Annotated in this window: 25 protein-coding genes and 2 pseudogenes; 18 read left to right on the top strand and 9 right to left on the bottom strand. The window is 31.1% G+C overall.

The window, feature by feature from the left end:
* The first annotated feature begins 30 nt into the window (after positions 1-30).
* The 3 genes from IPK14_16465 to IPK14_16455 all read left to right on the top strand — a co-directional run bounded on the left by IPK14_16465 (position 31) and on the right by IPK14_16455 (position 2,877).
* On the top strand, positions 31-621 hold the full coding sequence (locus tag IPK14_16465; protein MBK7994912.1) for a PH domain-containing protein: 591 nt from the start codon (positions 31-33) through the stop codon (positions 619-621).
* A gap of 77 nt (positions 622-698) precedes the next feature.
* Complete coding sequence (locus IPK14_16460; protein MBK7994911.1) at positions 699-1,922, top strand: DUF1015 domain-containing protein; 1,224 nt, start codon at positions 699-701, stop codon at positions 1,920-1,922.
* Positions 1,923-2,229: 307 nt separating this feature from the next.
* Positions 2,230-2,877: a winged helix-turn-helix domain-containing protein gene (locus tag IPK14_16455; protein ID MBK7994910.1), complete on the top strand. Its 648-nt coding sequence runs from the start codon at positions 2,230-2,232 to the stop codon at positions 2,875-2,877.
* Between the two features lie 49 nt (positions 2,878-2,926).
* Here the strand turns inward: IPK14_16455 and galU are convergent.
* Positions 2,927-3,792, bottom strand: a pseudogene (gene galU, locus IPK14_16450) (UTP--glucose-1-phosphate uridylyltransferase GalU).
* Between the two features lie 363 nt (positions 3,793-4,155).
* On the opposite strand from galU, the gene IPK14_16445 reads away from it, so the two are divergent.
* Positions 4,156-5,619: a hypothetical protein gene (locus tag IPK14_16445; GenBank protein MBK7994909.1), complete on the top strand. Its 1,464-nt coding sequence runs from the start codon at positions 4,156-4,158 to the stop codon at positions 5,617-5,619.
* 348 nt (positions 5,620-5,967) lie between these two features.
* Positions 5,968-6,285 carry a hypothetical protein gene (locus IPK14_16440; GenBank protein MBK7994908.1) on the top strand — a complete coding sequence of 106 codons (318 nt, stop codon included), beginning with the start codon at positions 5,968-5,970 and terminating at the stop codon, positions 6,283-6,285.
* Between the two features lie 20 nt (positions 6,286-6,305).
* Here IPK14_16440 and IPK14_16435 read toward each other — a convergent pair whose 3' ends face one another.
* Together IPK14_16435 and IPK14_16430 are read right to left on the bottom strand one after the other, a co-directional pair.
* Entirely contained in the window at positions 6,306-6,752 is a 447-nt protein-coding gene (locus tag IPK14_16435; GenBank protein MBK7994907.1) for a FadR family transcriptional regulator, read from the bottom strand.
* Positions 6,753-6,784: 32 nt separating this feature from the next.
* Positions 6,785-7,018 (bottom strand): FadR family transcriptional regulator, encoded by a 234-nt coding sequence (locus IPK14_16430; protein ID MBK7994906.1) that lies wholly within the window; start codon positions 7,016-7,018, stop codon positions 6,785-6,787.
* Between the two features lie 231 nt (positions 7,019-7,249).
* Between IPK14_16430 and IPK14_16425 the strand changes: the two are divergent.
* The 12 genes and pseudogenes from IPK14_16425 to IPK14_16370 all read left to right on the top strand — a co-directional run bounded on the left by IPK14_16425 (position 7,250) and on the right by IPK14_16370 (position 16,355).
* Positions 7,250-7,852, top strand: a pseudogene (locus IPK14_16425) (alpha/beta fold hydrolase).
* 180 nt (positions 7,853-8,032) lie between these two features.
* The gene (locus tag IPK14_16420; protein ID MBK7994905.1) at positions 8,033-8,818 is read left to right on the top strand and encodes an ABC transporter permease subunit; all 786 of its coding nucleotides are present in this window, start codon (positions 8,033-8,035) and stop codon (positions 8,816-8,818) included.
* 11 nt (positions 8,819-8,829) lie between these two features.
* The gene (locus tag IPK14_16415) at positions 8,830-10,305 is read left to right on the top strand and encodes a hypothetical protein (GenBank protein MBK7994904.1); all 1,476 of its coding nucleotides are present in this window, start codon (positions 8,830-8,832) and stop codon (positions 10,303-10,305) included.
* Positions 10,287-10,571, top strand: a complete 285-nt coding sequence (locus tag IPK14_16410; GenBank protein MBK7994903.1) for a tetratricopeptide repeat protein — start codon at positions 10,287-10,289, stop codon at positions 10,569-10,571. The genes IPK14_16415 and IPK14_16410 overlap by 19 nt, the downstream gene beginning before the upstream one ends.
* A 64-nt stretch (positions 10,572-10,635) precedes the next feature.
* Positions 10,636-10,938, top strand: coding sequence for a hypothetical protein (locus IPK14_16405; GenBank protein ID MBK7994902.1), 303 nt, complete (start codon positions 10,636-10,638; stop codon positions 10,936-10,938).
* A 219-nt stretch (positions 10,939-11,157) separates the two neighbouring features.
* Complete coding sequence (locus tag IPK14_16400; GenBank protein MBK7994901.1) at positions 11,158-11,544, top strand: hypothetical protein; 387 nt, start codon at positions 11,158-11,160, stop codon at positions 11,542-11,544.
* A 71-nt stretch (positions 11,545-11,615) separates the two neighbouring features.
* Positions 11,616-12,569, top strand: a complete 954-nt coding sequence (locus tag IPK14_16395; GenBank protein MBK7994900.1) for an ABC transporter ATP-binding protein — start codon at positions 11,616-11,618, stop codon at positions 12,567-12,569.
* A gap of 169 nt (positions 12,570-12,738) precedes the next feature.
* Positions 12,739-13,791, top strand: a complete 1,053-nt coding sequence (locus tag IPK14_16390; protein MBK7994899.1) for a DegT/DnrJ/EryC1/StrS family aminotransferase — start codon at positions 12,739-12,741, stop codon at positions 13,789-13,791.
* A 29-nt stretch (positions 13,792-13,820) separates the two neighbouring features.
* Entirely contained in the window at positions 13,821-14,282 is a 462-nt protein-coding gene (locus IPK14_16385; GenBank protein ID MBK7994898.1) for a hypothetical protein, read from the top strand.
* 7 nt (positions 14,283-14,289) lie between these two features.
* A complete protein-coding gene (locus IPK14_16380; protein MBK7994897.1) occupies positions 14,290-14,820 on the top strand; it encodes a tetratricopeptide repeat protein in 531 nt (176 codons plus the stop codon).
* A 79-nt stretch (positions 14,821-14,899) separates the two neighbouring features.
* Positions 14,900-15,331, top strand: coding sequence for a hypothetical protein (locus IPK14_16375; protein ID MBK7994896.1), 432 nt, complete (start codon positions 14,900-14,902; stop codon positions 15,329-15,331).
* An 85-nt stretch (positions 15,332-15,416) separates the two neighbouring features.
* A complete protein-coding gene (locus IPK14_16370) occupies positions 15,417-16,355 on the top strand; it encodes a thermonuclease family protein (GenBank protein MBK7994895.1) in 939 nt (312 codons plus the stop codon).
* 65 nt (positions 16,356-16,420) lie between these two features.
* Here the strand turns inward: IPK14_16370 and IPK14_16365 are convergent, their stop codons facing one another.
* The gene (locus IPK14_16365; GenBank protein MBK7994894.1) at positions 16,421-16,738 is read right to left on the bottom strand and encodes a hypothetical protein; all 318 of its coding nucleotides are present in this window, start codon (positions 16,736-16,738) and stop codon (positions 16,421-16,423) included.
* A gap of 244 nt (positions 16,739-16,982) precedes the next feature.
* Here IPK14_16365 and IPK14_16360 point away from each other — a divergent pair, with 244 nt between their 5' ends.
* On the top strand, positions 16,983-17,636 hold the full coding sequence (locus tag IPK14_16360; protein MBK7994893.1) for a hypothetical protein: 654 nt from the start codon (positions 16,983-16,985) through the stop codon (positions 17,634-17,636).
* On the opposite strand, the gene IPK14_16355 is transcribed toward IPK14_16360, so the two are convergent.
* The 5 genes from IPK14_16355 to IPK14_16335 form a co-directional block, all read right to left on the bottom strand.
* Positions 17,633-18,526 carry a hypothetical protein gene (locus tag IPK14_16355; protein MBK7994892.1) on the bottom strand — a complete coding sequence of 298 codons (894 nt, stop codon included), beginning with the start codon at positions 18,524-18,526 and terminating at the stop codon, positions 17,633-17,635. The genes IPK14_16360 and IPK14_16355 overlap by 4 nt on opposite strands.
* A complete protein-coding gene (locus IPK14_16350; GenBank protein MBK7994891.1) occupies positions 18,496-19,221 on the bottom strand; it encodes a hypothetical protein in 726 nt (241 codons plus the stop codon). The genes IPK14_16355 and IPK14_16350 overlap by 31 nt, the downstream gene beginning before the upstream one ends.
* Before the next feature lie 28 nt (positions 19,222-19,249).
* The gene (locus IPK14_16345; protein MBK7994890.1) at positions 19,250-20,713 is read right to left on the bottom strand and encodes an HDIG domain-containing protein; all 1,464 of its coding nucleotides are present in this window, start codon (positions 20,711-20,713) and stop codon (positions 19,250-19,252) included.
* Between the two features lie 118 nt (positions 20,714-20,831).
* On the bottom strand, positions 20,832-21,245 hold the full coding sequence (locus tag IPK14_16340) for a hypothetical protein (GenBank protein ID MBK7994889.1): 414 nt from the start codon (positions 21,243-21,245) through the stop codon (positions 20,832-20,834).
* Positions 21,217-21,789 (bottom strand): hypothetical protein, encoded by a 573-nt coding sequence (locus tag IPK14_16335; GenBank protein MBK7994888.1) that lies wholly within the window; start codon positions 21,787-21,789, stop codon positions 21,217-21,219. The genes IPK14_16340 and IPK14_16335 overlap by 29 nt, the downstream gene beginning before the upstream one ends.
* Positions 21,790-21,808: the final 19 nt, after the last annotated feature.

The raw sequence follows: 21,808 nt of genomic DNA, 5'->3' as shown, positions 1-21,808 counted from the left end.
AAACTCTTTTACCAAATTTGATTATTAATTATGAATAACCTAGAAATTTTACCCGAAAGCAATAAATTAGAATCTCAACCTGTTCAAGCTAAGTTTAACCCTTTAATTCGTCCCTATTTAGTTATAACCATTGGGTTTGCTATTGCAAGTACTATTGTTGGGCTACCATTTGCTTTAATTTGGTTTTTAGGTCTTGGTCAATGGTGGGCGCGTCATTATTTTGATAGATTAGAATGCCAATTAGGTAATAAAACCCTTCGTTATCGAAAAGGCATTTTATTTCAAGTAGAAAAAACTATTCCATTAGAAAATATTCAAGATGTAACCTTTATTGAAGGGCCACTTCTTAGACATTTCCATTTAAGTATTCTTAAATTTGAAACTGCTGGTAATAGTGCTGGTCAAGCTAATATGGATCTTACAGGTATTATTAATGCTCATGAATTTCGTAATAAAATCCTTGAAGCTCGTGATACCTTAAAATTAAAATCTCGAAATGCCATTCAATTACCAGAAACAACCAATACTGATATTTCAAATAATCAGCTTGCTACACTACAATCTATTGAGCGTCATTTAGGCGATATTGTTGAGTTACTAAAAGAACGCCGTAAAGAATAGCTTTTTGCTAAAGCTTCTCATAAAATGCTCGAAATCCCCAAAAAATAAAAAATACAAATAAATTAGGAGAAAAATCTATGGTAATGGTGCGTCCATTTCAAGCTTTACAACCTACTACAGAACGGGTGATAGAAGTTGCAGCCGTTCCTTATGATGTAGTCAATAGTGAAGAAGCACGTCTTTTAGCTGCTGGAAATCCTTGGAGTTTATTGCATGTTTCTCGTCCAGAAATAGACTTACCTGTTGACACAGATCTTTATAGTGATGAAGTTTATCAAAAAGGGTTAGAAAATTTTCAGCGTTTACAACAAGAAGTTCCTTTAACACTAGAAGAAAGCCCAATGCTTTATGTTTACCGCTTAAAAATGGGCGAACATACTCAAATAGGCGTAGTTGGCTGCTGCCCAGTTGACGAATATGACAACGATATAATTAAAAAGCATGAAAAAACCCGTAAAGATAAAGAAGATGATCGCACTCGCCATATAATAACCTTAAGAGCGCAAACAGGGCCGGTTTTTCTTACCTATCGTGGACAAATAGAAATAAATCAAATAGTTGAAGAAGTAATAGCTACTAAGCCATACTTTGATTTTGTGGCTTCAGATTCAATAAGTCATACAATTTGGAAAGTTAGTGATACAGAAAAATTAGCTAAAGCTTTTGAAGCTGTCCCACTGTCGTATATTGCAGATGGACATCATCGCGCTGCTAGTGCTAGCCGCGCTAGAGCGTCATTAAAAGCAGAAAATCCTAACCACACTGGGACAGAAGAATACAACTATTTTCTTGCTGTAATGTTTCCGTCAGATCAGTTACGTATACTGCCTTATAATCGCGTAGTAAAAGACTTAAATAATCATAGCGAAACTGATTTTGTAGCTGCTATAGAAAAAGATTTTGTAGTTACAGAAAACGCCCCTGCTAGCCCCGTTAATAAAGGTGAATTTAGCATGTACCTAAATAAAAAATGGTATGGGTTAAGTCCAAAAGAAAAAACAAGTAGCCAAAATGTAATTGATTCTTTAGATGTAAGTATCTTACAAAACAATCTTTTAGCTCCAATACTAAATATTCAAGATCCACGTACAGATAAACGAATTGACTTTGTAGGTGGTATTAGAGGAACTGAAGAACTAGAAAAACTAGTTGATTCAGGTAAAGTTCAAGTAGCATTTTCTCTTTATCCAACTACTTTAGATGACTTAATGAATATTGCTGATGCTAATGAAATTATGCCTCCTAAGTCAACTTGGTTTGAGCCAAAATTAAGATCTGGAATGCTAATACATTTAATCTAAATTGACCCACAATAGAATGAGTAAGTAAGCACAAGACAACATTTAGTAGTATGTCCACTTATCAAGTAGCTTACTTACTCAATAAAAAACTGTAATCCCCTATAGAATGAGTAATAAAAAAACAGACCACATTTAGTAGTGGTTTAATTGATCGCCTAGTACTTTTTCGTAAGAATTAAATATTTACTACAATAAAATCCTTTATAATCAATAAGATACAACCAATAGTTCAGAAGCTACTTGACATAGCTATAGGCTTAATATACCCTCTAGCCAATTCGTAGTAAAAGAGGAGAAAAAAGCCGTGATGAGTTATAGAGAAGCAGCCCTTGAAATTTTAAGAAAAGAACGCCGCCCAATGACAGCCAAAGAAATCATTGCAGCCGCAACAACTAACGGACTTTTAATTGTTGGAGGGCTCACACCTGATGCCTCTCTAGCAGGACGACTTTATACCGATATACAACGCAATGGTAAAAAATCTTTATTTATCCAAGTTGGGCCAAGAAAATATGCTCTAAGAGAGTGGAATGATGAGACGGCTAAAGTAGTAGAACAGCCTTCTCGTCTTAAAGTTATATTAATGAAAATAAGCATTAATAATTTATGCGAAAAGTTTTATAACTCTATCATGGCTTTAGCAGAAGATCTAAGAGCTAATTTCATTCATGAGCTTTTAGCAGGAATGCGAGCAGCAGGAGCTAATGTTACTAATCATTTGCTTTTGTTAGGAGTTCATTCTGGACGTGCTGAATCAGCCTCAGCAAGCGATATTGCTTTACTTTTAAGATATTACAGAATTAATCAACCTGCGATTTTTGATGCAGCAATAAACATAATGGAAAAATTCCCTGAAGTAGCAATGTCACTAGATGAAACTGAGGACAAATCAGCAGCCAATGCTCTACGAAATAGCCGACGAGGGTCAGGAAGTTTAACAAGACAAAAACTATAGTTATTAGCAGGCTACAAAGCCTAAATTTTGAGCCTGCTTTTTTGCTAGGTTAAAGACTTAAAGTTCTTAGATATTCTTTTAGATCATTAGCAAATTCTTTGCGTTTTAGAGCAAATTCTATTGTGGCTATTAAAAAGCCTAATTTATCGCCTCCGTCGTGTCTTTTACCATTAAATTTACAAGCATAAAATGGACGTTTTTCAAGTAACTTTCTCATAGCGTCTGTAAGTTGTATTTCCCCACCAGTTCCTTTACCTGTTTGTTCTAAAACTGGGAACAAATCAGGAGTTAAAATATAGCGACCAATAATAGCAAGTTTTGAAGGTGCTTGTTCAAAGGTGGTTTTTCTACCATGTCAGTAATTTTATAGATTTGATCTGTTATTTTTTCATGTGCAATTACGCCAAATCGGGAAATGTTTGGCCCTTCTATTTCTGTAACTGCAATTACAGGAGCTTGATACTTTTCATAAACTTCCATCATTTGTTTTAAGCAAGGTTCTTGAGAATCTACAATATCATCTGGCAATATTACGGCAAAAGGCTCATTGCCAATTAAATTTTTACCCATTAATACAGCATGTCCTAATCCTAAAGCTTTTCTTTGTCTTACATAGGAAAATTCCGCCAAACTAGTAAGTTTATTTAATTCCGCCAAATTTGCTTCTTTACCACGTTCTAATAGAGTTTGTTCTAATTCAAAACTAGTATCAAAGTGATCTTCTAAAGCATATTTGCCACGTCCAGTTATAATAACAATATTTTCAATTCCACTGCTAATAGCCTCTTCAACGCCATATTGAATCAAGGGTTTATCAACTAAAGTTAGCATTTCTTTAGGAATAACTTTAGTAGCAGGTAAAAACCTAGTACCTAATCCAGCAGCAGGAAAAATGGCTTTACGAACTTTTTGCATAAGTATTGCTCCTTAAAAAAACAAAGTACCGATAAAATAATAAATTTATATATTAAAAAACTATTATTGCTGATAATAATAAATTTACCTATTTTTTAGTAAACTTTATCTTGTTATTATTTGAAAATAAAGTTTATATTTGTAGCTATATTTGAGTTTAAAATATCCTATCAAATTTACTTAAATCTAAAACATTTTATCCTAAAAATATAAAGCAAAAGATTAAGATAAATATTATGGGGAAAATATATATTAAATTGATAGGGGAAAATAGTTTCTTGAAAAATTAACAACTCTTTAACTTAAGCTTAAAGAGTAAGTTAGATATAACAATTAAATACTTATTGAGAGGTATAAATAATAATGTTAGGACAATTTGATCGTAAATTTTATATTGATTTTTTACGTGATATAGATGAAGCAGAAATGAGTGGTATATTACGTTTGCGTCAAAACAGAATTCTTAAAGCTTTATTTTTTGAGTCAGGTTGTTTAGTTTTTGGTATTAGCAATTTGCCAGATGAAGAATTGGGACAGCATTTAGTTAACACTGGAGAACTTGCAAGCGAACATTTAGAATCCATAAAACAACATGTTAATCGAACTCAACCATTAACTTTTTTATTACAAGCCTATAATTTAGTTAACCATGAAAAATTAGTAAAAGCTGAGTATGATTTAATTTCTAGTATGGAAATAACTTGTTTTAACTGGGAAGTGGGGGAATATACTTTTGATAGCAGTAAAACAGCAGACCATGAATTTAAGATTCAAATACGTGCGTTAGATATTTTAGCTAATGGTATACGTAATTTACAGGATGAAAACTATATTTGTAGTGTTATAGGAGATTTAACACAATATGTTTTACCTGTTACAGACCTTTTTAATCGGACTAAACGATTAAGCCTTACACCTCAAGAAGGCTATATTTTGTCTCTAATTGATACAGCAAAAACAGTTTCTCATCTAGTTTCTAGTAGTGGTTTACCAGAAATGGATGTACTTAGAATCCTATATGTGCTTCTAGCAACAGGTGTTTTAGACCCATTAGAAGAAACTATAGATATTCGTACCTCTGTAAAGCTTGCTAATGCTAGTGGAAATCCAATCAAAGCTGTACCTGTTAGTGCGCCAACAGCATCTTTACCAAGGGCATCTGGAGCTTATCGCAAGCTTTCACCATTAGATCAAACTTATAGCAGTTTGCAAACAGCCCAGGCCCAAGCTCAACCTGTAGTACAAGCTCAGCCTGTAGTGCAAGCTCAAGCTGTAGTACAAGCTCAACCAACCCAACAATATCAAACATGTAGGTTAGACCAACCACAGCCAGCCAAGTCTAATAAAATAAACACAGCTAAATTAGAAGCTTTAGCAGGTATTAAAATCCGTTCTTCTACAGGTGCTAAAGATTCACAAGAAAATGAACAAGCAGAACAATTATTTATTCAAGGTAAACAACTGCTACGTACCGGAGATTTACGTAAAGCAGAAATAGCTTTTCGTCAATCTATTGATTTATCTCCAGATACAGCTAAATATTTATTAGCACTTTCATTGATTTTGGTTAAGCGTTCTGGCGCACGTAAAGAAGCTGAAGGATTATTAATTAGGTGCTGTGAATTAGAGTCTAGTGCTATTGAGCCAAGACTTCAATTAGCTAGCATTTATGAGCAAAGCAACATGTCATCAAAAGCAGAGCAAATGTATAAAAGTGTACTAAGTATTGACCCTCAAAATGCAGTTGCAAAAGAAAAATTGAAAAAAGATAGTTCTATTTGGAATGCTGATGTTGGCTCAATCTTTTCCAAAATATTAAAAAAATAAATCTTAAACTCAATCTTTTTTGGCATTGCAAAATTAGTTATTTTGCAATGCCATTTTTCTTTTTATTTAAGTAATTATCATTAATTTGTCAACTATCTAATATTTTTACCTTAAATATTGTTAATGCAGTAGATAAATAAAATTTTAACTCAAACTTACTATATATAGTGTAGTGGTTAAAATTTATACACTACATATTAAACTAACTTAATTATTTATAAGCAATTAACAAATATTTTTTAATATAATACATAATAAAATTTGTTTGACTATCCCTATTTGCTACTCTACAATCCAACCCACAGCAGACAATTGTTCATCCAAAATAAATACACTAGGAAAATAGCGTTGCAAGATTTACTAGCAAAAACAATGCCTGATGAAGATAAAGAAGATTTACTAAAAGAGTTGATACCATGGTATTTATCCTCAGAAAAAGAAAATCTAGTTTTATTAGAAAAAGCTTTATCTGAAGGGGATTTTGCTATTCTAATAGATTTAGGTGATAAACTTTATGGACATGGGGCAACTTTTGGTTTTCCGTTTATTAGTATTTTAGGGAAAAGAATTGAAGTAGCTGCAATACAACAAGATAGTTTGCAGATTTCTTCCTTAATTAAATGTTTAAGAAACTATCTAGAAGAAAAAGCCAACAACCTAAATTAATTATTCTATTAATCCCTTACCTATAAATTAGCAAGCATAAAATCATTAACTAATTCTAAAAAATAACGAGTATCTCTAGCTAGTTTATCCGCATCACGGTTCTTAAGTGAAGCAACAACAGATTCAGCTTGTATTGGAACTTGTTTAAGGTCTGGGATAGTTTGAAAAAATTTTTTTGATAATGTTAAATAAACTGGACGTAGTGAGTTATATAAAAGTTGTGCAAATACATTTCCACTAGCACGAGCAACTTCTGTATGAAACTCAAAATCTAGTTCCATTAATTTATCCCGGTCATTACAGGAAAGTTTTTCTTGTTCAACAATAACTTCTAGTTTTTTTATACTCTCTTCAGTAGCATTTTTGGCTGCTAAACGAAATAATTCTGGCACAACAATTAAGCGAAACTCTAACACAGATTGGACTAGCTTTTTTTCTAGTGGAAGTCCTGATTGAATTACAGACATCAAAAACTCAAAACTACCATTGCTTTGATAATCTAAAATATAAATTCCATCTCCATGTCAACTTCTACTAATTTCATAGCTTGAAGGCGTTTTAATGCTTCTCTTAAAGGCACACGAGTCACACCAAGCTGACGAGAGAGTTCACGTTCTGGAGGTAATTTTTCCCCTGCTTTTAATACACCTAAAAATATTTTTTCTTGTAGCATTAAAAATATTTCATCTGAAACCTTACGTTTTACCATAGGGAAAAAATTTGTTGTCTCCAAGTTTTGCTCCTTAGTGCAACATTATCAAAAATTTACTTTTAATAATTTGATTTATAGCTAGTAGTAATAAGCAGATGGCTTATTAGAATCAACTTTGCTACTATAACATTTTTCTAATTAACAAGTTTAGACATTAATTCCTGACAAAGGAGCAGATTTTATGGGAGAAATGGTACAAATTCCTTATAATGGTTCATCAACAACAGGTTATTTAGCAGTACCTGAAAGCGGCCAGGCCCTGCGGTTGTCGTACTACAAGAATGGTGGGGGTTAGTACCTCATATTAAAGATGTTGCAGATAGATTTGCTGCTGCTGGCTATGTAGCTCTAGCACCAGATTTATATCATGGCGAATCTACTACATCGCCAGACCAAGCAGGTAAGCTAATGATGAGCCTAAAAATTGATGAAGCAACTAAAGAGCTTAGTGCAGCAATAGATTTTTTACTTAATCATTCAGCAGTAACACCTAAAAAAATTGGTACAGTAGGCTTTTGTATGGGTGGACAATTATCTCTTTATGCTGCATCAAAAAATGAAAATGTAAGTGCTTGTGTAGTTTTTTATGGTATTCACCCAAACTTTGAACCAGACCTACCAAATATTAAAGCTGCTGTATTAGGTTTATATGCTGAACAAGATGCTTTTGTTCCTGTTGAAGCTGTAAATAAATTAGCAGAAAATTTAAAGAATTTAGGTAAGATGGCAGATATACATATTTATCCAAATGTAGATCATGGATTTTTTAATGATACTCGCCCTGTTTATAACCAAACTGTATCCCAAGATGCTTGGCAAAGAGTCTTGGCCTTATACCAACAATATTTGCAATAAAGCTTTAGTATACAAAGTTAAGCAAGAGCTTAAATCTTGCTTAACTTATCGTTTTAAGTTAAATTTTGATTTCAAAGTAGTTGAAAACATATCCATAATTTCATCCAATTAAGCCTATTAAATTAATAGTTTTTCAAGCTATCACAATCTTAAATTATTTTGCTAGGGGGTTTACTTTTAATGAGTACAATACTAGTAATAGCACAAAACACATTTCGAGAATCTGTTCGTGATAAAGTTTTATATAATTTACTAATTTTTGCGGTATTATTAGTAATTAGTTCTTTATTAATTGGTGAATTATCCTTAAACCAAGAAAACCTTATTATTCCGCGTATGGGTTTAAGTGTAATGTTGTTTTTTGGTGGTTTAATTTCTATATTTATTGGTACTGGGCTAGTTTATAAAGAAATTGATAAACGAACTATTTATGCAATGTTAGCTAAACCAATTGGTCGTAGTGAGTTTATTTTAGGAAAATTTTTGGGCCTTAGCCTAACTCTACTACTTAACTGTACAATAATGCTTACAGGTATTTTACTGTCTTTTACTTTGCTAAATTATATAAATGATAATGGTATACTAATAGCGTGGACTATTATTCCAGCAGGTTATTTAATATATTTAGAATTACTTTTAATAGTTGCTATTAGTTTATTGTTCTCTTCTTTTTCATCTCCAACTTTAGCAATTATTTTCTCTATTATTTTATATTTAATTGGATCTTTAAACCAAGACTTAAAGCTTTTTGCTGAAACAATCCCTTCTGTTACAGCTAAGTATATTGCACTGTTTTTCTACTATATATTGCCTAACTTTAGTAATTTTAACTACATATCTTTTGTTTCTCATGGTGGTAAAATACCTATAAAAGATTTATTAGCAGTAACTACATACACTATTATTTATACGGCAATACTATTATTAGCAACAATAACTATTTTTCAAAAGCGCAATTTTAAATAAGTCAACAGTTTATGACTTTTACTGATATAGCAAACAAATATAATAAATTAAAGCTTTTTTTTCCTATTTTGTTAATAATAGTTTGTTTTGCTAATACATTAGGTTATGACTTTGTTTATGACGATAATTATCAAATTGTTGAAGCAAGTAAAGCTCTATCAGATTTAAGTAAAGAAAATTTAATACGTCTTTTTGATAGAGATATTTGGGGATTTTTTAAACAACATTTTGAATCAGATATTAAAACTCACTCATCTTATTATCGCCCTATTTTTGGCTTAATTTATATATTTAATTATCAATATGGAGAATTAAACCCATTTGCATGGCATTTAACTTCGGTAATACTCCATATTTTTGCAGTTTTATTAGCTTATAAATTAATTAAAGACAGCCTACAAATGATTGGACAAGATAAAGAATTAGCTTCTTGGATGTCTTTAATTACCACCCTATGTTTTGCTATTCATCCAGTACAAACTGAGTCTGTTGCCTGGGTTGCTTCTTATGTTAATGCTTTAACATCTATTTTTATTTTTTCTTCTTTAATTTTTTATCTTAAATTAGATAATAGTTCTTTGCTGTGGTTAATACCAAGTTCTCTATTTTATATGTTAGCTTTATTAAGCAAAGAAGCAGCTATTATTTTACCGATATTACTAATAGTTTATGAGCTTTTTATTATTCCTAATAAACTTAATTTATTAGCTAGATTATTCCAAACATTTTTAAGATCTACTCCTTTTATTATTACTACAATAATTTATTTTTATATAAGAATTTTGGTTTTTGGAGCTATAACACCTGCTACAGTTGATACAAATTTCTCTAGCCTTGAAAAACCTTCTTTTATAGTTCTACTATTAAGTTTACCTAAATTATTTTTAACATATCTTAAATTACTAATTTGGCCTATTTCTAGCAGCCCGATTTATAGTTTTAGTTTAGTAAATAAAGCCTCTTTAAGTTTTTATCTTGCTTTAATTTTTTTATTTTTATTAATAGCCTTAGCCATTTTTCTTTCTTATAAACATAAAATTGTAATACTTGCTATAAGTTATCTAATAATACCGCTATTACCTGTATTAAATATAAGATTTTTTAAGCTTGAAGATTTAGTACATGATAGATATCTTTATTTATCAACAATAGGGTTTGGTTTATTAATAGCTTTTTTATTATATTCTCTAAATAATTATTTATTAAAAGAGCAAAATAGCCTTAAGCAAGTACATTCGCTAATTTTAGTGCTAATTTTTCTTTTAATATCATTTTCTAGTTTTATAACTATAAAACAAAACCAAGTTTGGGCTAGTGACTGGCATTTTTGGTCAACTTGTTATAAGAGTTTTCCTAATTCTTGTATTACAAATTTAGAATTAGGTAGATTAAATGAAGAATTAAAAAAAGATGACCAACTTGCTTTGATATACTACTTACAGGCAAAAAAGTATGCCCTGATTCGCTTATGCTTAGTTATAAATTAGCTTTACTTTATGGTAGAAACAATGATTTAACAAATTCAGAATTAGAATTTCAAAATGTTTTAAGAAATACTAAAAACCGTTTTATTTTATCAACAGCATATTTTAATCTAGGTTTTATTAATGAAAAAAGAGGATCTCTGGATAAAGCTTTAGAATTATACCAAACAGGATTAAAACTTAATCCTACAGGACAAAATTCTCAACAAGTACAAGCAATAATAAAAGAATTAACTGAAAATTTAAGCTCAAAAACACAGGAAAAATAACTGTTATTTTTGATAGCTATAAATAATAAATTTTATACTCTAATTAATTAAAGGATATTTAGTTATGAACATCAAAGTAGCATTAATAATAATTATTACTTGTTTTGCTATTCTTTATCCTTTACAAAAATTTTTGGATATTAACCGTCCACCACAAAAACAAGTAGAAAACATTTTATATATTGCCTCTCCAAAAACTGTTAAACAATTTGCATTTGGTTTTGATGGAGCCTTATCAGATCTATATTGGTTACGTAGTGTTCAATACTATGGCCGACAATTACTTACAGAAAGAAATGAAATAGATTACTCTAGGAAAATAGATCACACATTACTTTATCCTCTGCTAGATATTACTACTACATGAGACCATGAATATGGTGCTGCTTATTTATTTGGAGCATTATTTTTACCAGACCATGATTTTGATTTAGCACTTAAACTAATTAATAAAGGTATAGAAAATAATCCTAAGAGTTGGCGTTTATACCAAAGTCTAGGAACACTTTACTGGAAAAAACGCGATTATGAAACAGCTAGTGCTACATTCTTAAAAGGTGGAGATTTACCTAATGCTCCAAAATGGATGAAAATAATTAGTGGTGTGCTTTTAGCTAGAGGTGGCAGTAGAGCTACTGCTTGCCAGCTTTATGCTAATTTATATCAAGAAGCAACAGACGATTTAACACGTGGACAAATGGAACTTCAAATTAAACGTGTTTATGCTTTAGATGAAGTAGATTTTCTTAATGCGTTGATTGATAGATACAAACAAGCAACTACCCAATGCCCTACATCTTTATCTTTGTTGGTGCCTACAATAAAACAAAATCAAGAAACTGGTTCTTGTGGACAAGTAATTAAAATTACTATTAATGAAAAACAGGAAATAATTAGTGCTATTGGAGATCCTTTTTACTTTAATAAAGAGACTTGTAAAATACAAATGCCTTATCAAATTTATGAGCCATAAATTAACTATGTTCTAACTTTGCATTTTACAAAATTTAAAACTATCAAGATGCTTTTTAGGAGGATACAAAGGTGAAAACTGTAATAGAGATTGATAAGTTAAGCAAAGATTATATGGTAGGCTTTTGGCGACCTAAACCACAAAGAGCATTAGATAACTTAAGCATTCAAGTTTATGAAGGAGAAATCTTTGGCTTTCTTGGAGGCAATGGAGCAGGTAAAACCACTACATTAAAAATATTAATGAGCCTTATTTTTTCTACTACTGGAACAGCTAAAATTTTAGATCGTCCACTTGATGATATAAACATGCGTAAACACATAGGTTATTTACCTGAAGCTCCTTACTTTTATGACTACTTAACTGCACGTGAATTTCTTACTTATTGCGGAAAAATTTTTTCTCTCTCCAACCAAGAATGTAAAAATAGAATTAGTAGTCTGCTTAAGTTAGTTGATTTAGAATTTGCAGCAGATAGGCAATTACGTAAATTTTCTAAAGGTATGTTACAAAGAATAGGTATTGCTCAAGCACTTGTCAACGATCCAAAAATAGTTTTTATGGATGAGCCAATGTCTGGATTAGATCCTATTGGTCGTCGAGAGGTACGCGATATTATTCGCTCACTTCGTGAACAAGGAAAAACTGTGTTTTTTTCTACTCATATTCTTTCTGATGTTGAAGTTTTATGTGATCGTGTATCTATTTTAAAGAAAGGTAAGCTAGTTGGTTATGGTAAACTTTCTGATCTACAAGACCAGCGTGATTCTACCTTAGAAGTAGTAGTCCAGGGAATTAAATCTACAGATATTTCATCTTTTCAAGAAAAGGCAAAAAAAATAATAGAAACATCTAGTGGAATCCAAATCCATATCCAAGATGAAAGCTATATTGATGCAGTATTAGCATTGATAAGACAACATAAAGGAAGGTTAGTCTCTATTAATCCTGTAAAACCAGCACTAGAAGATTTTTTTGTTAAAGATAGCAGTTCAGAAAATGTTAAGGAACGTGTAGAAATATAATTCTCTAATAAGCAAAGCCTACTTGTAGTATTTGCAATTACTAATATTATTAAAGGCTTTAGTAATAAAAAGAAAAGTTTAAGGATTAAGACTTGTGAAGACGGAAACTAAATTTTCTATCCCTATTTTAGACTTAAAAGCACAATATAAAAGCATCCAAGCAGAAATAATGTCAGCCGTAGAATCTGTTTTTGAAAGCCAATACTTTGTTTTAGGAAAAGAAGGTATAGCCTTAGAAAAAGAACTTGCTAACTACTGTCAAACAGATTTTGCTATTGGATGTGCTTCTGGTTCAGATGCTCTGCTACTAGCTTTAATGGCAATTGATATAAAGCCAGGTGATGAAGTAATTACAACACCTTTTACTTTTTTTGCTACGGCTGGCTCAATTGCTAGATTAGGTGCAAAACCTGTTTTTATTGATATTGATCCAGATACTTTTAACTTAGACCCTAAGTTAATTACAGAAAAAATCACAGAAAAAACCCGTGCTATAATCCCTGTGCATCTTTTTGGTCAATGTGCTGAAATGGACGAAATCCTAGCTATAGCTGAAAATCATAATTTAGCAGTCATTGAAGATGCTGCTCAAGCAATTGGTTCAGAATACAAAGGCCGTCAAGCGGGTTCTTTAGGTCTAATTAGTTGTTTAAGCTTCTTTCCTACTAAAAATCTTGGTGCTGCTGGTGATGGCGGTATGATGCTTACAAATAACGCAGAACTAGCAGAAAAACTAAAAATTTTACGTGTACACGGAAGTAATCCTAAGTATTACTATAGAACGCTAGGTATTAATAGTAGACTAGATGAGCTTCAAGCGGCAGTTTTAAGAGTTAAACTTAAGTATTTAGAAAGTTGGACAAAATCCCGCCAAGAAAATGCTGCTTACTATGATAAGTTATTTGCTACATATAACTTAAAACAAGTTAAAACGCCTAAAGTGCTTCCCTACTGTCGTCATACTTTCCATCAATATACTATTTGCGTTTCTGATAGAAATAATTTAATGAATTACTTAAAAGAAAATGGTATTACAACAGAAATTTATTATCCATTAGCACTACACGAGCAAGATTGTTTTGCTTATTTAGGCCAAAGCTCACTACCTGAGTCAGAAAAGGCTGCTGCTACAGTTTTATCACTACCAATTTATGCAGAATTAACTAGAGAGCAACTTGATTATATAGTTTCAAAAATTGCTAAATTTTATGGAGAAAATTAAAGAAATACTTAGAAGCCAATTATTAATTTATGGCAACAAAGATAAGTAACCGTCGCATACTATTAAAAAGAGTAGAATCCCTTCCCTTGTCTAGTCCAAATCCAGAACAAGTAAGGGTTATTTTACAGGTAGACAACCGTTTATCAATTGGACAAGTAAATATTCCCCCTATTGACCAAGGAATATTAGAAGCCACCGCCCTAGCAACAATACAAGCCTTAAAAAAAGCTCTACCTGAAGGAGCAGTATTTGTCTTAAAAAAAGCTCTTAAACTAAACCCTAAGTTTTTAGATGATGCTTTAATAGTTACCGTTTTAGATGTTAGTTTTGATGATTTAGAGTTAAATTTAACTGGTGCTAGCATTGTAAGATCAGAAAAAGTTATTTGGGGAACCGCTAATGCTGTTTTGGATGCAACTAATCGTTTTACTAGCTTTCTACTAGAAATTGAACAAGAGCAAGATAGGGATGAACTAGATCCAGAGGATTAAAATTGTTATGCCTAATGAACAATACCTAATATTAAATGAAAATGATGATGACGAAGATAATGACGAAATAGCTAGAGATGCAAAAGATTTATTTAGCTCTTCACTTTATTATATTAGTTGTGGTGATTGGACAAATGCACGTGCTGCTGCTGCTGAAGCAAGAGATTTATTTGATGAGTTACATTTTGTTAAAGAAAGTGCTGAGGCTCGTTTAATAATGGGGTTTATTGATTATGAATTAGGAGATTTTAAGACTGCTTTGCCAATGCTAGCTTCGGCCCAACAGCAATTTAGCTCTGTGGGTTGTAAAGACCAGCAATTTGCTACTCTTTATTTACTAGCTTATTGTCACTTAGGGCTTGAAAAGCCTAGTAAAGCTATTTACACATTAAAACTAGCTCAAAGCATAATCAAAGCTACCCCGCAAATCTTAGAATCAGAAAATTCATTAAATAGCTTTTTACCAGATCTAAAAAAAGTTAGTGATTCAATCAATTCAATGCTAGAAGATTTACTAAGCAAGCATCCAGAAAATTAACTACAATGTAATTAATTTAATAACTACTTCTCAAATAATGGCATCTTTTATATTATTAATTTAATTTAATGATAAAAATATGTCAAAAATAGAAGTTAAATCAAAAACTCTTCCTTCAAGGTGTGAAATTTGTCACCAAAAAGATTTCTTTGATCCTATAAATAACTATTATCAACGTTGCCAAAGTGCTTTTTTTTCTATATCAAAGCCAAAAGAAGATATTAATGAGCTAAAAAATGAATTAAAAAATCTTAATTCTCATATAGAAAAAGTTCGTAATGAAATAAAAAAACATCAAAGAGATAAAGTAGAACAAGTATTTGTTTTAGATAAATTAATAACTAATATTGGCAATAAAGTTATTGCTAAGGTAGACTTTCTAGCTGCTAAATTTGTTAATTATTGGATAGTTTTTGATATTTTATTAATTTTAATTCTAATACTGCTGCCAACCTTATTAATAGGATTTATAATCTTAAAGTCTATAATTTCTGCTTCAGTAGCAAACTAGTAGCTAAAAATAAACTATATATCTTATTATAAATAAGATATAAGCATACCTTTTTAGGCCAACAAAAATTTTTGAGGTATTAACCATGACTAAGTTTTATTCATTAGTATCATCATTATTTCTATTTTTATTATTTCTATTAATGCCGCAATTAGCTCAAGCGGCTGAATATAAAATTGTTATTAGAGTAGTTAGCGGCGATACAATTATTGTAGATGGTGGTCAAGCCGTTCGTTTAATTGGTGTGCTATCACCTCAAAATGATGAATATTATGCTAAAGAAACCCGTCAATTTCTAATAACACAACTACTTGGTCAAGAAGTAGATTTACTAGATGACAATAAAAATGCTATTACTGCTCACCGGGATGAGTATGGACGTAGATTAGCTTATGTTTACCGAGTTTCAGACAATTACTTTGTTAATGGAGATTTAATTAGGCGGGGATTTTGCTTTTACTCAAATAAATATATTCAAAAAAATGCAACAGACTTTTTAATCTACCAACAAAATGCACGTAAACAACAAGTAGGAGTTTGGCAAAAAACGTTTTCTTCTCCTGCTGAACAAGCTGAAATAGAAAAACGTCCTTATCAAGAACCTGCTTTTGAATTTAAGCCAGAATATAAAAATGCAGATATTAGAGTAGAAATTCTTTGGGCAAAAAAGGCTGACCCACGAGTTAAAATTACTCGTAGTGCTGAAGAAGCAAAATTCTTAGGCAGTCTTTACACAGATCCACAACTTAGTGAAGGTAAAACTCCATTATTAGTACAGTTAAGAAAAAATTTTGCTTTAGAATTAACAAAATATTTCCAAAAACAAAATGTTAACCTAACAATAGAAACTGTTGGTGATCTAGCAGAAACACTTAAATTTTTAGCTGATGGTATGGAACAAAGCGATGCAGATCAGTTTTGTGCATTACCAATCAACAAAGAATTATTTGCTGGTTTAGAATTTAAGGAAGTGATTTTTACTAACGGTAGTAATTTTTCTTATACTTATCTGGTTGAGCAATAGTTTAGTCTAGCCCAGTAGTTGCTGAGCTAGTTACTAAATATAAGAAATTAAATTTATTAAAATTATTAATTACTTGCTTCTTGCTCTAAGACTTCTTCTTCATAGTCTTCAAGTAAATCTGTTGTATCTAAAAATTCTTCTAAAGAAAGAGCAGAAACCATTCTTAAATTATTCTTAATAAACTTGTTTGCTGCACTACTTAATAACATAGTAGCAGCCTTTTCTTTAGATTTTGATAGTCCTTGTAAAACCATTAATTCTAAAGCACGGTCAATAGTTTTGTTGCTAGTAACAGAAATTTGCCTATAGGATTTTAGAGGACGACCTATCCTTGCGGAATTTTCTCTGTTAGTTTTCTTTTCTACACTTTGAGTTTTTTTCATTACTTTTTCTCCAACTAATTAATAAATATATTAAAGATAAAACACAATATTTGTTTTAAGAAAAACTTTTACTAATTCCCCCCACACTTAGTAATTATTTCTAGTGTAACTATTATATTCAGGAAAATAAATTTTTAAAATTAAATCTCCCAGTTTTTCGGAAAAAATATCTGCAATAATGAAAAAAAAAACATTAAAGTAATGGAAATTATGTAAGTGTTTAAAATTATCAAGAAAGTAACCTATGCAAAAAGAAAATTTTATTGAAAAATGTTTGCAAGTATTAGGAGGAAAAGTACAACTAACATCAATATTTAGTTTATATTGCCAAGTTGAACGTAGCCTATATTTATCAGATCAATTAGTAGAAAAATACAAAATTAATGTTTATCGCGCCCAAGGCGGACGTATTCGTTTTGAAAAATATTTTGCTGAAAAAACAATTATCACGATATTAAATGACATGGTAGGAAAACAAAAAACCCTACCTATAACAGAAAATAAGTCTTCAACATCATTTTCTGATTTAGATGTATCTGAAATAATGGCAATTAAACGTAGCGTGAGGCTATATCCACGTAATTTTTTAGCACATATTGATGAGTATCAACATGATTTTCAGGGGCTAAAATTTGTTAATAATTTTTCTACTTATGTATTAGACTTACCTAGTTTATCAGCTACTTATTATTTTGATCCAATGCTTTTTCTTTGTTTAGGACTATTAGATCAACAAACTAATATTTATACTTCCTACGGTAATTTCCAAAATATAAATAATATTCCAACTCCACTAGAGGAAAACTCCTTAATGCCAAATAATATTTTACAAATAGATACTATCTCTAAACTAGAGTATAACTTAGAGATAAATAAAGACTTATTTAATCTTATCTAGCGACGACAATTAAGCTGTTTATTAAATTCCAGTGAACTTGTACCATCTAAATTTTTAATTACAACTTGAAACTGCCTCTTGCCTTGTAAAAACTTAACTGGAAATGTAGCAAGTAAACTCTTTCCTTTTAAGTAAAAGTCTGTAACTATTTGATCATTAACTAAAATTTGAGAATTAGTCTTAAACCCTTTTCCAATAATTTTTACTTTTACTGTTTTACGTACCTTACAGGCTTTTACTTTGTTAATTTTAATTAATACAGGTTGTGTTTTAATATTATTATCAGATGTTGTTAATATTGGTTTTTGTTCTACTACTAGATTAATAGAAGGTTTTACAATATTAGTTAAGTCAATTATTACCAAGCGTTTAATATCTATCTCATTAGTTAAGGCGACTAATTTATCATTTGTCAAAGTAAATCTAGTTGCTGTTCCAATTAGTTTAGCAGTAGCTAATTGTTCACCTGTTTTAGCGTCAAAAAGAAAGATATCTTGGTTTTGAGTACCAACAAAACCAACTTCCCCATTTTCACTAAAATTTAGGCTACTACTAGCAACAAGGTTTGTGTTAGCAGGTGGTAAAAACACAGTTGCACCCCAAAATATTCCTAAGCTATCAGACTCAATTATTGAAACACTATTTGCTAAAAAGCCATGATTTTTACCTGTATTTACAATAGCAATTTTTGCTTTATCTCCAAAGCTAGTTAATGCTATTTTGGCTGGACTATCACCTAAGTTATATTGATCTATTAATAACCCTGTAGAAGTGTTAAAGGAAAATAACTTATTGCTTTTTGTTGCTGCAATATAAGCAACATTACCAGTTTTATTAAAAACTAAGTTATTACTAGCAGTTAATCCTGCATCAGGAGGAATAAAAAACACACTTTTAATTTGTTGTCGCTATTAAGTTCTAATATAGTTATTTTAGCAGTAGCAACAGAAGTAGCTGCTAATAAAGATTGTTGTCCCTGATGAAAAACAGATAAGCTACTTATACCACCATTTAGAGGGAATTGCTGCACCATACGACCAGTTGCAGTTTCAAAAACAAGCAAATTACCAATATTTTTATCAGCAACTATTAAATGATCCCCTGTTGCATCAAAAACAGGTTTTAAGGAGTTAGCTAGAATAAAATCTGGTGGCAAAATAAAAGCAGAAACAAGTTTAAGTTTTTTAGGCTGGCTAATATCAAGCAAAGAAAGCGTTATAGGCTCGTTTTTTGTTGGATTATTTAGATTTACTACAGCTAATAACTCTTTTTTACCATCACTAAAAAGGCTTAAACTACTAGCCCTTTTTCCTGTTTGAAATTTAGCTAATTGTTCTCCTGTATTTAGTTCATAAGCACAAATAAAATCATCTGTTCCTGAAGAAACAAAAACAGTATTTTTATTAACTACCAGGTTATTATTAGCATTAATAGCAACACTTTTTGGTATTTGTCCAACAGATTGAATAGGTAAAACTATAGGATTATTTTTAGAATCGTTTGTTTGTTGAGCTTGTACAATAACAATATTTGTAGTTAGAAATAAGAAAGATAAAATTATTATATAGCTTAAAATTTTTCTCATATTCTTTACCTAAACTCTATTGATAAATTTAATTGTGTTTTTTGGACTTAGCAGTTGGTTTATTGGTTGTTTTATTATCCGCAACAATGTCTTTATTATCAACTGAAGCAGAACTAGCTTTAGCAGCCATTTTTTGTTGCTCAGTAGTAACAGTAGCAATATTTTTTGTTGGTGGTGCCATACTTCTTTCTGATTTATCTTCAGAATTAAATCCAGGGTATTTAATACGGTGGTGGTAAATACTACAAAGTGTTTGAATTAAAGCTTCTCTAACTTGGTTAAACTCTCTCATTGTCATTTCACATTCTTCTAGTTGCCCATCAGCAATAATATCTTCTGTAATTTTTTTAACTATTAGGCGAATACTTTCTGGAGTTGGATCATCTAGCGTTCTAGCAGCAGCTTCGGCACAATCAGATAGCATTACAATGGCAGCTTCTCGGCTTTGTGGCTTAGGCCCTGGGTAGCGATAATGTTCTTCATTAACTGGTTCACCTGTCTTTGAATATTGAGCAAGAGCTTTATTATAAAAGTAATGTAAGCGTCTAGTTCCATGATGTTGAGGAATAATATCAATAATTTCTTTTGGAAGACCTGATTCTTGTCCCATTAAAATACCTTTTCTAACATGTCCTGTAATTACACTAGCACTACGTTTTGGCTCCATTTTATCGTGCGGATTTGGCCCTCCTGCTTGATTTTCAATAAACATATTTGGTGCCATCATTTTACCTATATCATGATAATAACAGCCTACACGAACCAATAAAGCATTGGCATTAATTGCTTCAGCAGCCGTTTCTGCTAAGCTACCTACTAACATAGAATGTTGCTGTGTCCCAGGTGCTTCAATAGCTAATTCTCTCAAAAGTGGCAAATTCATATTAGAAAGTTCTAGTAATTTAACATCCGTTAAAATATCAAATAAAGATTCCATTATTGGCATTAATAAACTTACTAGAGCAGCCGTTAAAAGCCCCCCTCCAACACCATAAATAATATTATAAACATAAACTTCTACACCTACGCTTTGTCGATTAAATAACATTACTGTAACAATTGCTAAAGCATTAATTAAACCAACAATTGTTCCTGCACGAGTAATAGAATTACGATGTCTATAACGCTCTACCCCATAAGTAGCAGCAATGGCACTTAAAATTGCATAAATCATCAAGCCTAAATCACCACCACTTAATAAACCTGTAAAAATACAAACAATTAGCCCGCATAGTTCTGCTGCAATTGTATCTAGTAAAAATGTCATTATTAGGGCTGAAGCAGCAAAAGGAATCAAAAATTCATAACGGATAGGGCTACCAATCAGGTCAAAAGTCATTGCTACTTGTTGACATAACTCTAGCCCTAGACGAATTAATATAGTTTGTAAAACTAAAATAAAACATATTACAGAAAAAGATCTAGCACTGCCCAAACGTTGACGTAAAGTTGTACGACTAGAGAATTTTCTTAATGCAAATACTGTAGCCAAAGTTAAGATAAAAAGACCTATAAATTGACCGACTTTTTGGCGATAGTTAGAGACTTGTTGTAAGGCTCTTACTTTTTGTAGGACTCGTCCAACATATGGAGTAACTAAATCTCCTCGTCTAGCTACTATTTGATTTTTTACGAAATTGTACTTCCAATGGGGTCACTTGTTGACGGGCTAGAGTTTTAGCAGCAGTAGTTAATGAATCGCTATAGCGTAAATTAGCAGCAAGAAACTGCTTAAAAGTATTAGCTAATTCCTTTTTTTCTTCTATATTAAATTCTTCTAAATTAAGAAACTCTGTAACCAAATTTTTTTGAGCAACAACCAAACTAACTACATCACGGCTTCTTAGTTCTTCTTTTTCACCTGTTTGAGTATTTTGTACTACAATACGACGACCTAAAATTTCATCTGTATTACTAGTAGTATATATATAGGGACTCATTACTTTATCAATAATAGCAACTATTTTTTGCTGTAAAGTAGGATTAAATTGTTTTTCAGCTAGTAAAAGCAATACTAATATCATCTTTTCCTAAAATCGTATCATTTTGAATAGTTGGAATAAACTCTAGCAAAAATTTTTCATATTCTGCCTTTTGCAAATCTTTTTCTGTTAAATTAATACGTCCAAACTTAGCTTTTAATGCTAAGTTATATTTATTCTCTATTTCTGCTAATGTATTGTTTATAGAGGTTGTTATTTGAGTCTTTATTTGTGGATTATATTCAAATATTGGTGCTACATTTTCAACAGCTTGTTCACGTAATCTTTCTGTAGTATCTTCATCAATAATAGAAAAATCTTGTGGAGCTAGCACATCTAAACTAACAATTCCATTATTGATTATTAAGTTGGTAGAAAATCCTTGATAACTAACAATTGTTAAGGTTAAAAGCAAAGCAACTACAATTAAGCCTGCTGTAGAGCTAATTCTATCTGGTAAATCGCTTTGAAACTGCTTTAGAAAGCGACGAATAGCTTTCCAACGTTTTTGTAGCTGATTAGCTAAGTCTTCATTGCTTTTTGGTTGTTTGTCTGAATTTTCATTGTTTTTTGGCTGTATGCCCATTTTGATCTTAAATAACTAT

It is taken from the genome of Blastocatellia bacterium (genome assembly GCA_016713405.1).
Classification (GTDB): domain Bacteria; phylum Acidobacteriota; class Blastocatellia; order Chloracidobacteriales; family JADJPF01; genus JADJPF01.
The sequence above is the reverse complement of the archived record's forward strand: the minus strand, read 5'-3'. Positions and strand labels throughout refer to the sequence as shown.

What these genes read in the sequence shown, in the direction of transcription:
- IPK14_16465 (MBK7994912.1), top strand. Translation starts at nt 31, where the DNA reads ATGAATAACCTAGAAATTTTACCCGAAAGCAATAAATTAGAATCTCAA.
- IPK14_16460 (MBK7994911.1), top strand. Translation starts at nt 699, where the DNA reads ATGGTAATGGTGCGTCCATTTCAAGCTTTACAACCTACTACAGAACGG.
- IPK14_16455 (MBK7994910.1), top strand. Translation starts at nt 2,230, where the DNA reads ATGAGTTATAGAGAAGCAGCCCTTGAAATTTTAAGAAAAGAACGCCGC.
- IPK14_16445 (MBK7994909.1), top strand. Translation starts at nt 4,156, where the DNA reads ATGTTAGGACAATTTGATCGTAAATTTTATATTGATTTTTTACGTGAT.
- IPK14_16435 (MBK7994907.1), bottom strand. Translation starts at nt 6,752, where the DNA reads ATGTCTGTAATTCAATCAGGACTTCCACTAGAAAAAAAGCTAGTCCAA.
- IPK14_16420 (MBK7994905.1), top strand. Translation starts at nt 8,033, where the DNA reads ATGAGTACAATACTAGTAATAGCACAAAACACATTTCGAGAATCTGTT.
- IPK14_16415 (MBK7994904.1), top strand. Translation starts at nt 8,830, where the DNA reads ATGACTTTTACTGATATAGCAAACAAATATAATAAATTAAAGCTTTTT.
- IPK14_16410 (MBK7994903.1), top strand. Translation starts at nt 10,287, where the DNA reads ATGCTTAGTTATAAATTAGCTTTACTTTATGGTAGAAACAATGATTTA.
- IPK14_16405 (MBK7994902.1), top strand. Translation starts at nt 10,636, where the DNA reads ATGAACATCAAAGTAGCATTAATAATAATTATTACTTGTTTTGCTATT.
- IPK14_16400 (MBK7994901.1), top strand. Translation starts at nt 11,158, where the DNA reads ATGAAAATAATTAGTGGTGTGCTTTTAGCTAGAGGTGGCAGTAGAGCT.
- IPK14_16390 (MBK7994899.1), top strand. Translation starts at nt 12,739, where the DNA reads ATGTCAGCCGTAGAATCTGTTTTTGAAAGCCAATACTTTGTTTTAGGA.
- IPK14_16385 (MBK7994898.1), top strand. Translation starts at nt 13,821, where the DNA reads ATGGCAACAAAGATAAGTAACCGTCGCATACTATTAAAAAGAGTAGAA.
- IPK14_16380 (MBK7994897.1), top strand. Translation starts at nt 14,290, where the DNA reads ATGCCTAATGAACAATACCTAATATTAAATGAAAATGATGATGACGAA.
- IPK14_16375 (MBK7994896.1), top strand. Translation starts at nt 14,900, where the DNA reads ATGTCAAAAATAGAAGTTAAATCAAAAACTCTTCCTTCAAGGTGTGAA.
- IPK14_16370 (MBK7994895.1), top strand. Translation starts at nt 15,417, where the DNA reads ATGACTAAGTTTTATTCATTAGTATCATCATTATTTCTATTTTTATTA.
- IPK14_16365 (MBK7994894.1), bottom strand. Translation starts at nt 16,738, where the DNA reads ATGAAAAAAACTCAAAGTGTAGAAAAGAAAACTAACAGAGAAAATTCC.
- IPK14_16360 (MBK7994893.1), top strand. Translation starts at nt 16,983, where the DNA reads ATGCAAAAAGAAAATTTTATTGAAAAATGTTTGCAAGTATTAGGAGGA.
- IPK14_16350 (MBK7994891.1), bottom strand. Translation starts at nt 19,221, where the DNA reads ATGAGAAAAATTTTAAGCTATATAATAATTTTATCTTTCTTATTTCTA.
- IPK14_16340 (MBK7994889.1), bottom strand. Translation starts at nt 21,245, where the DNA reads ATGATATTAGTATTGCTTTTACTAGCTGAAAAACAATTTAATCCTACT.
- IPK14_16335 (MBK7994888.1), bottom strand. Translation starts at nt 21,789, where the DNA reads ATGGGCATACAGCCAAAAAACAATGAAAATTCAGACAAACAACCAAAA.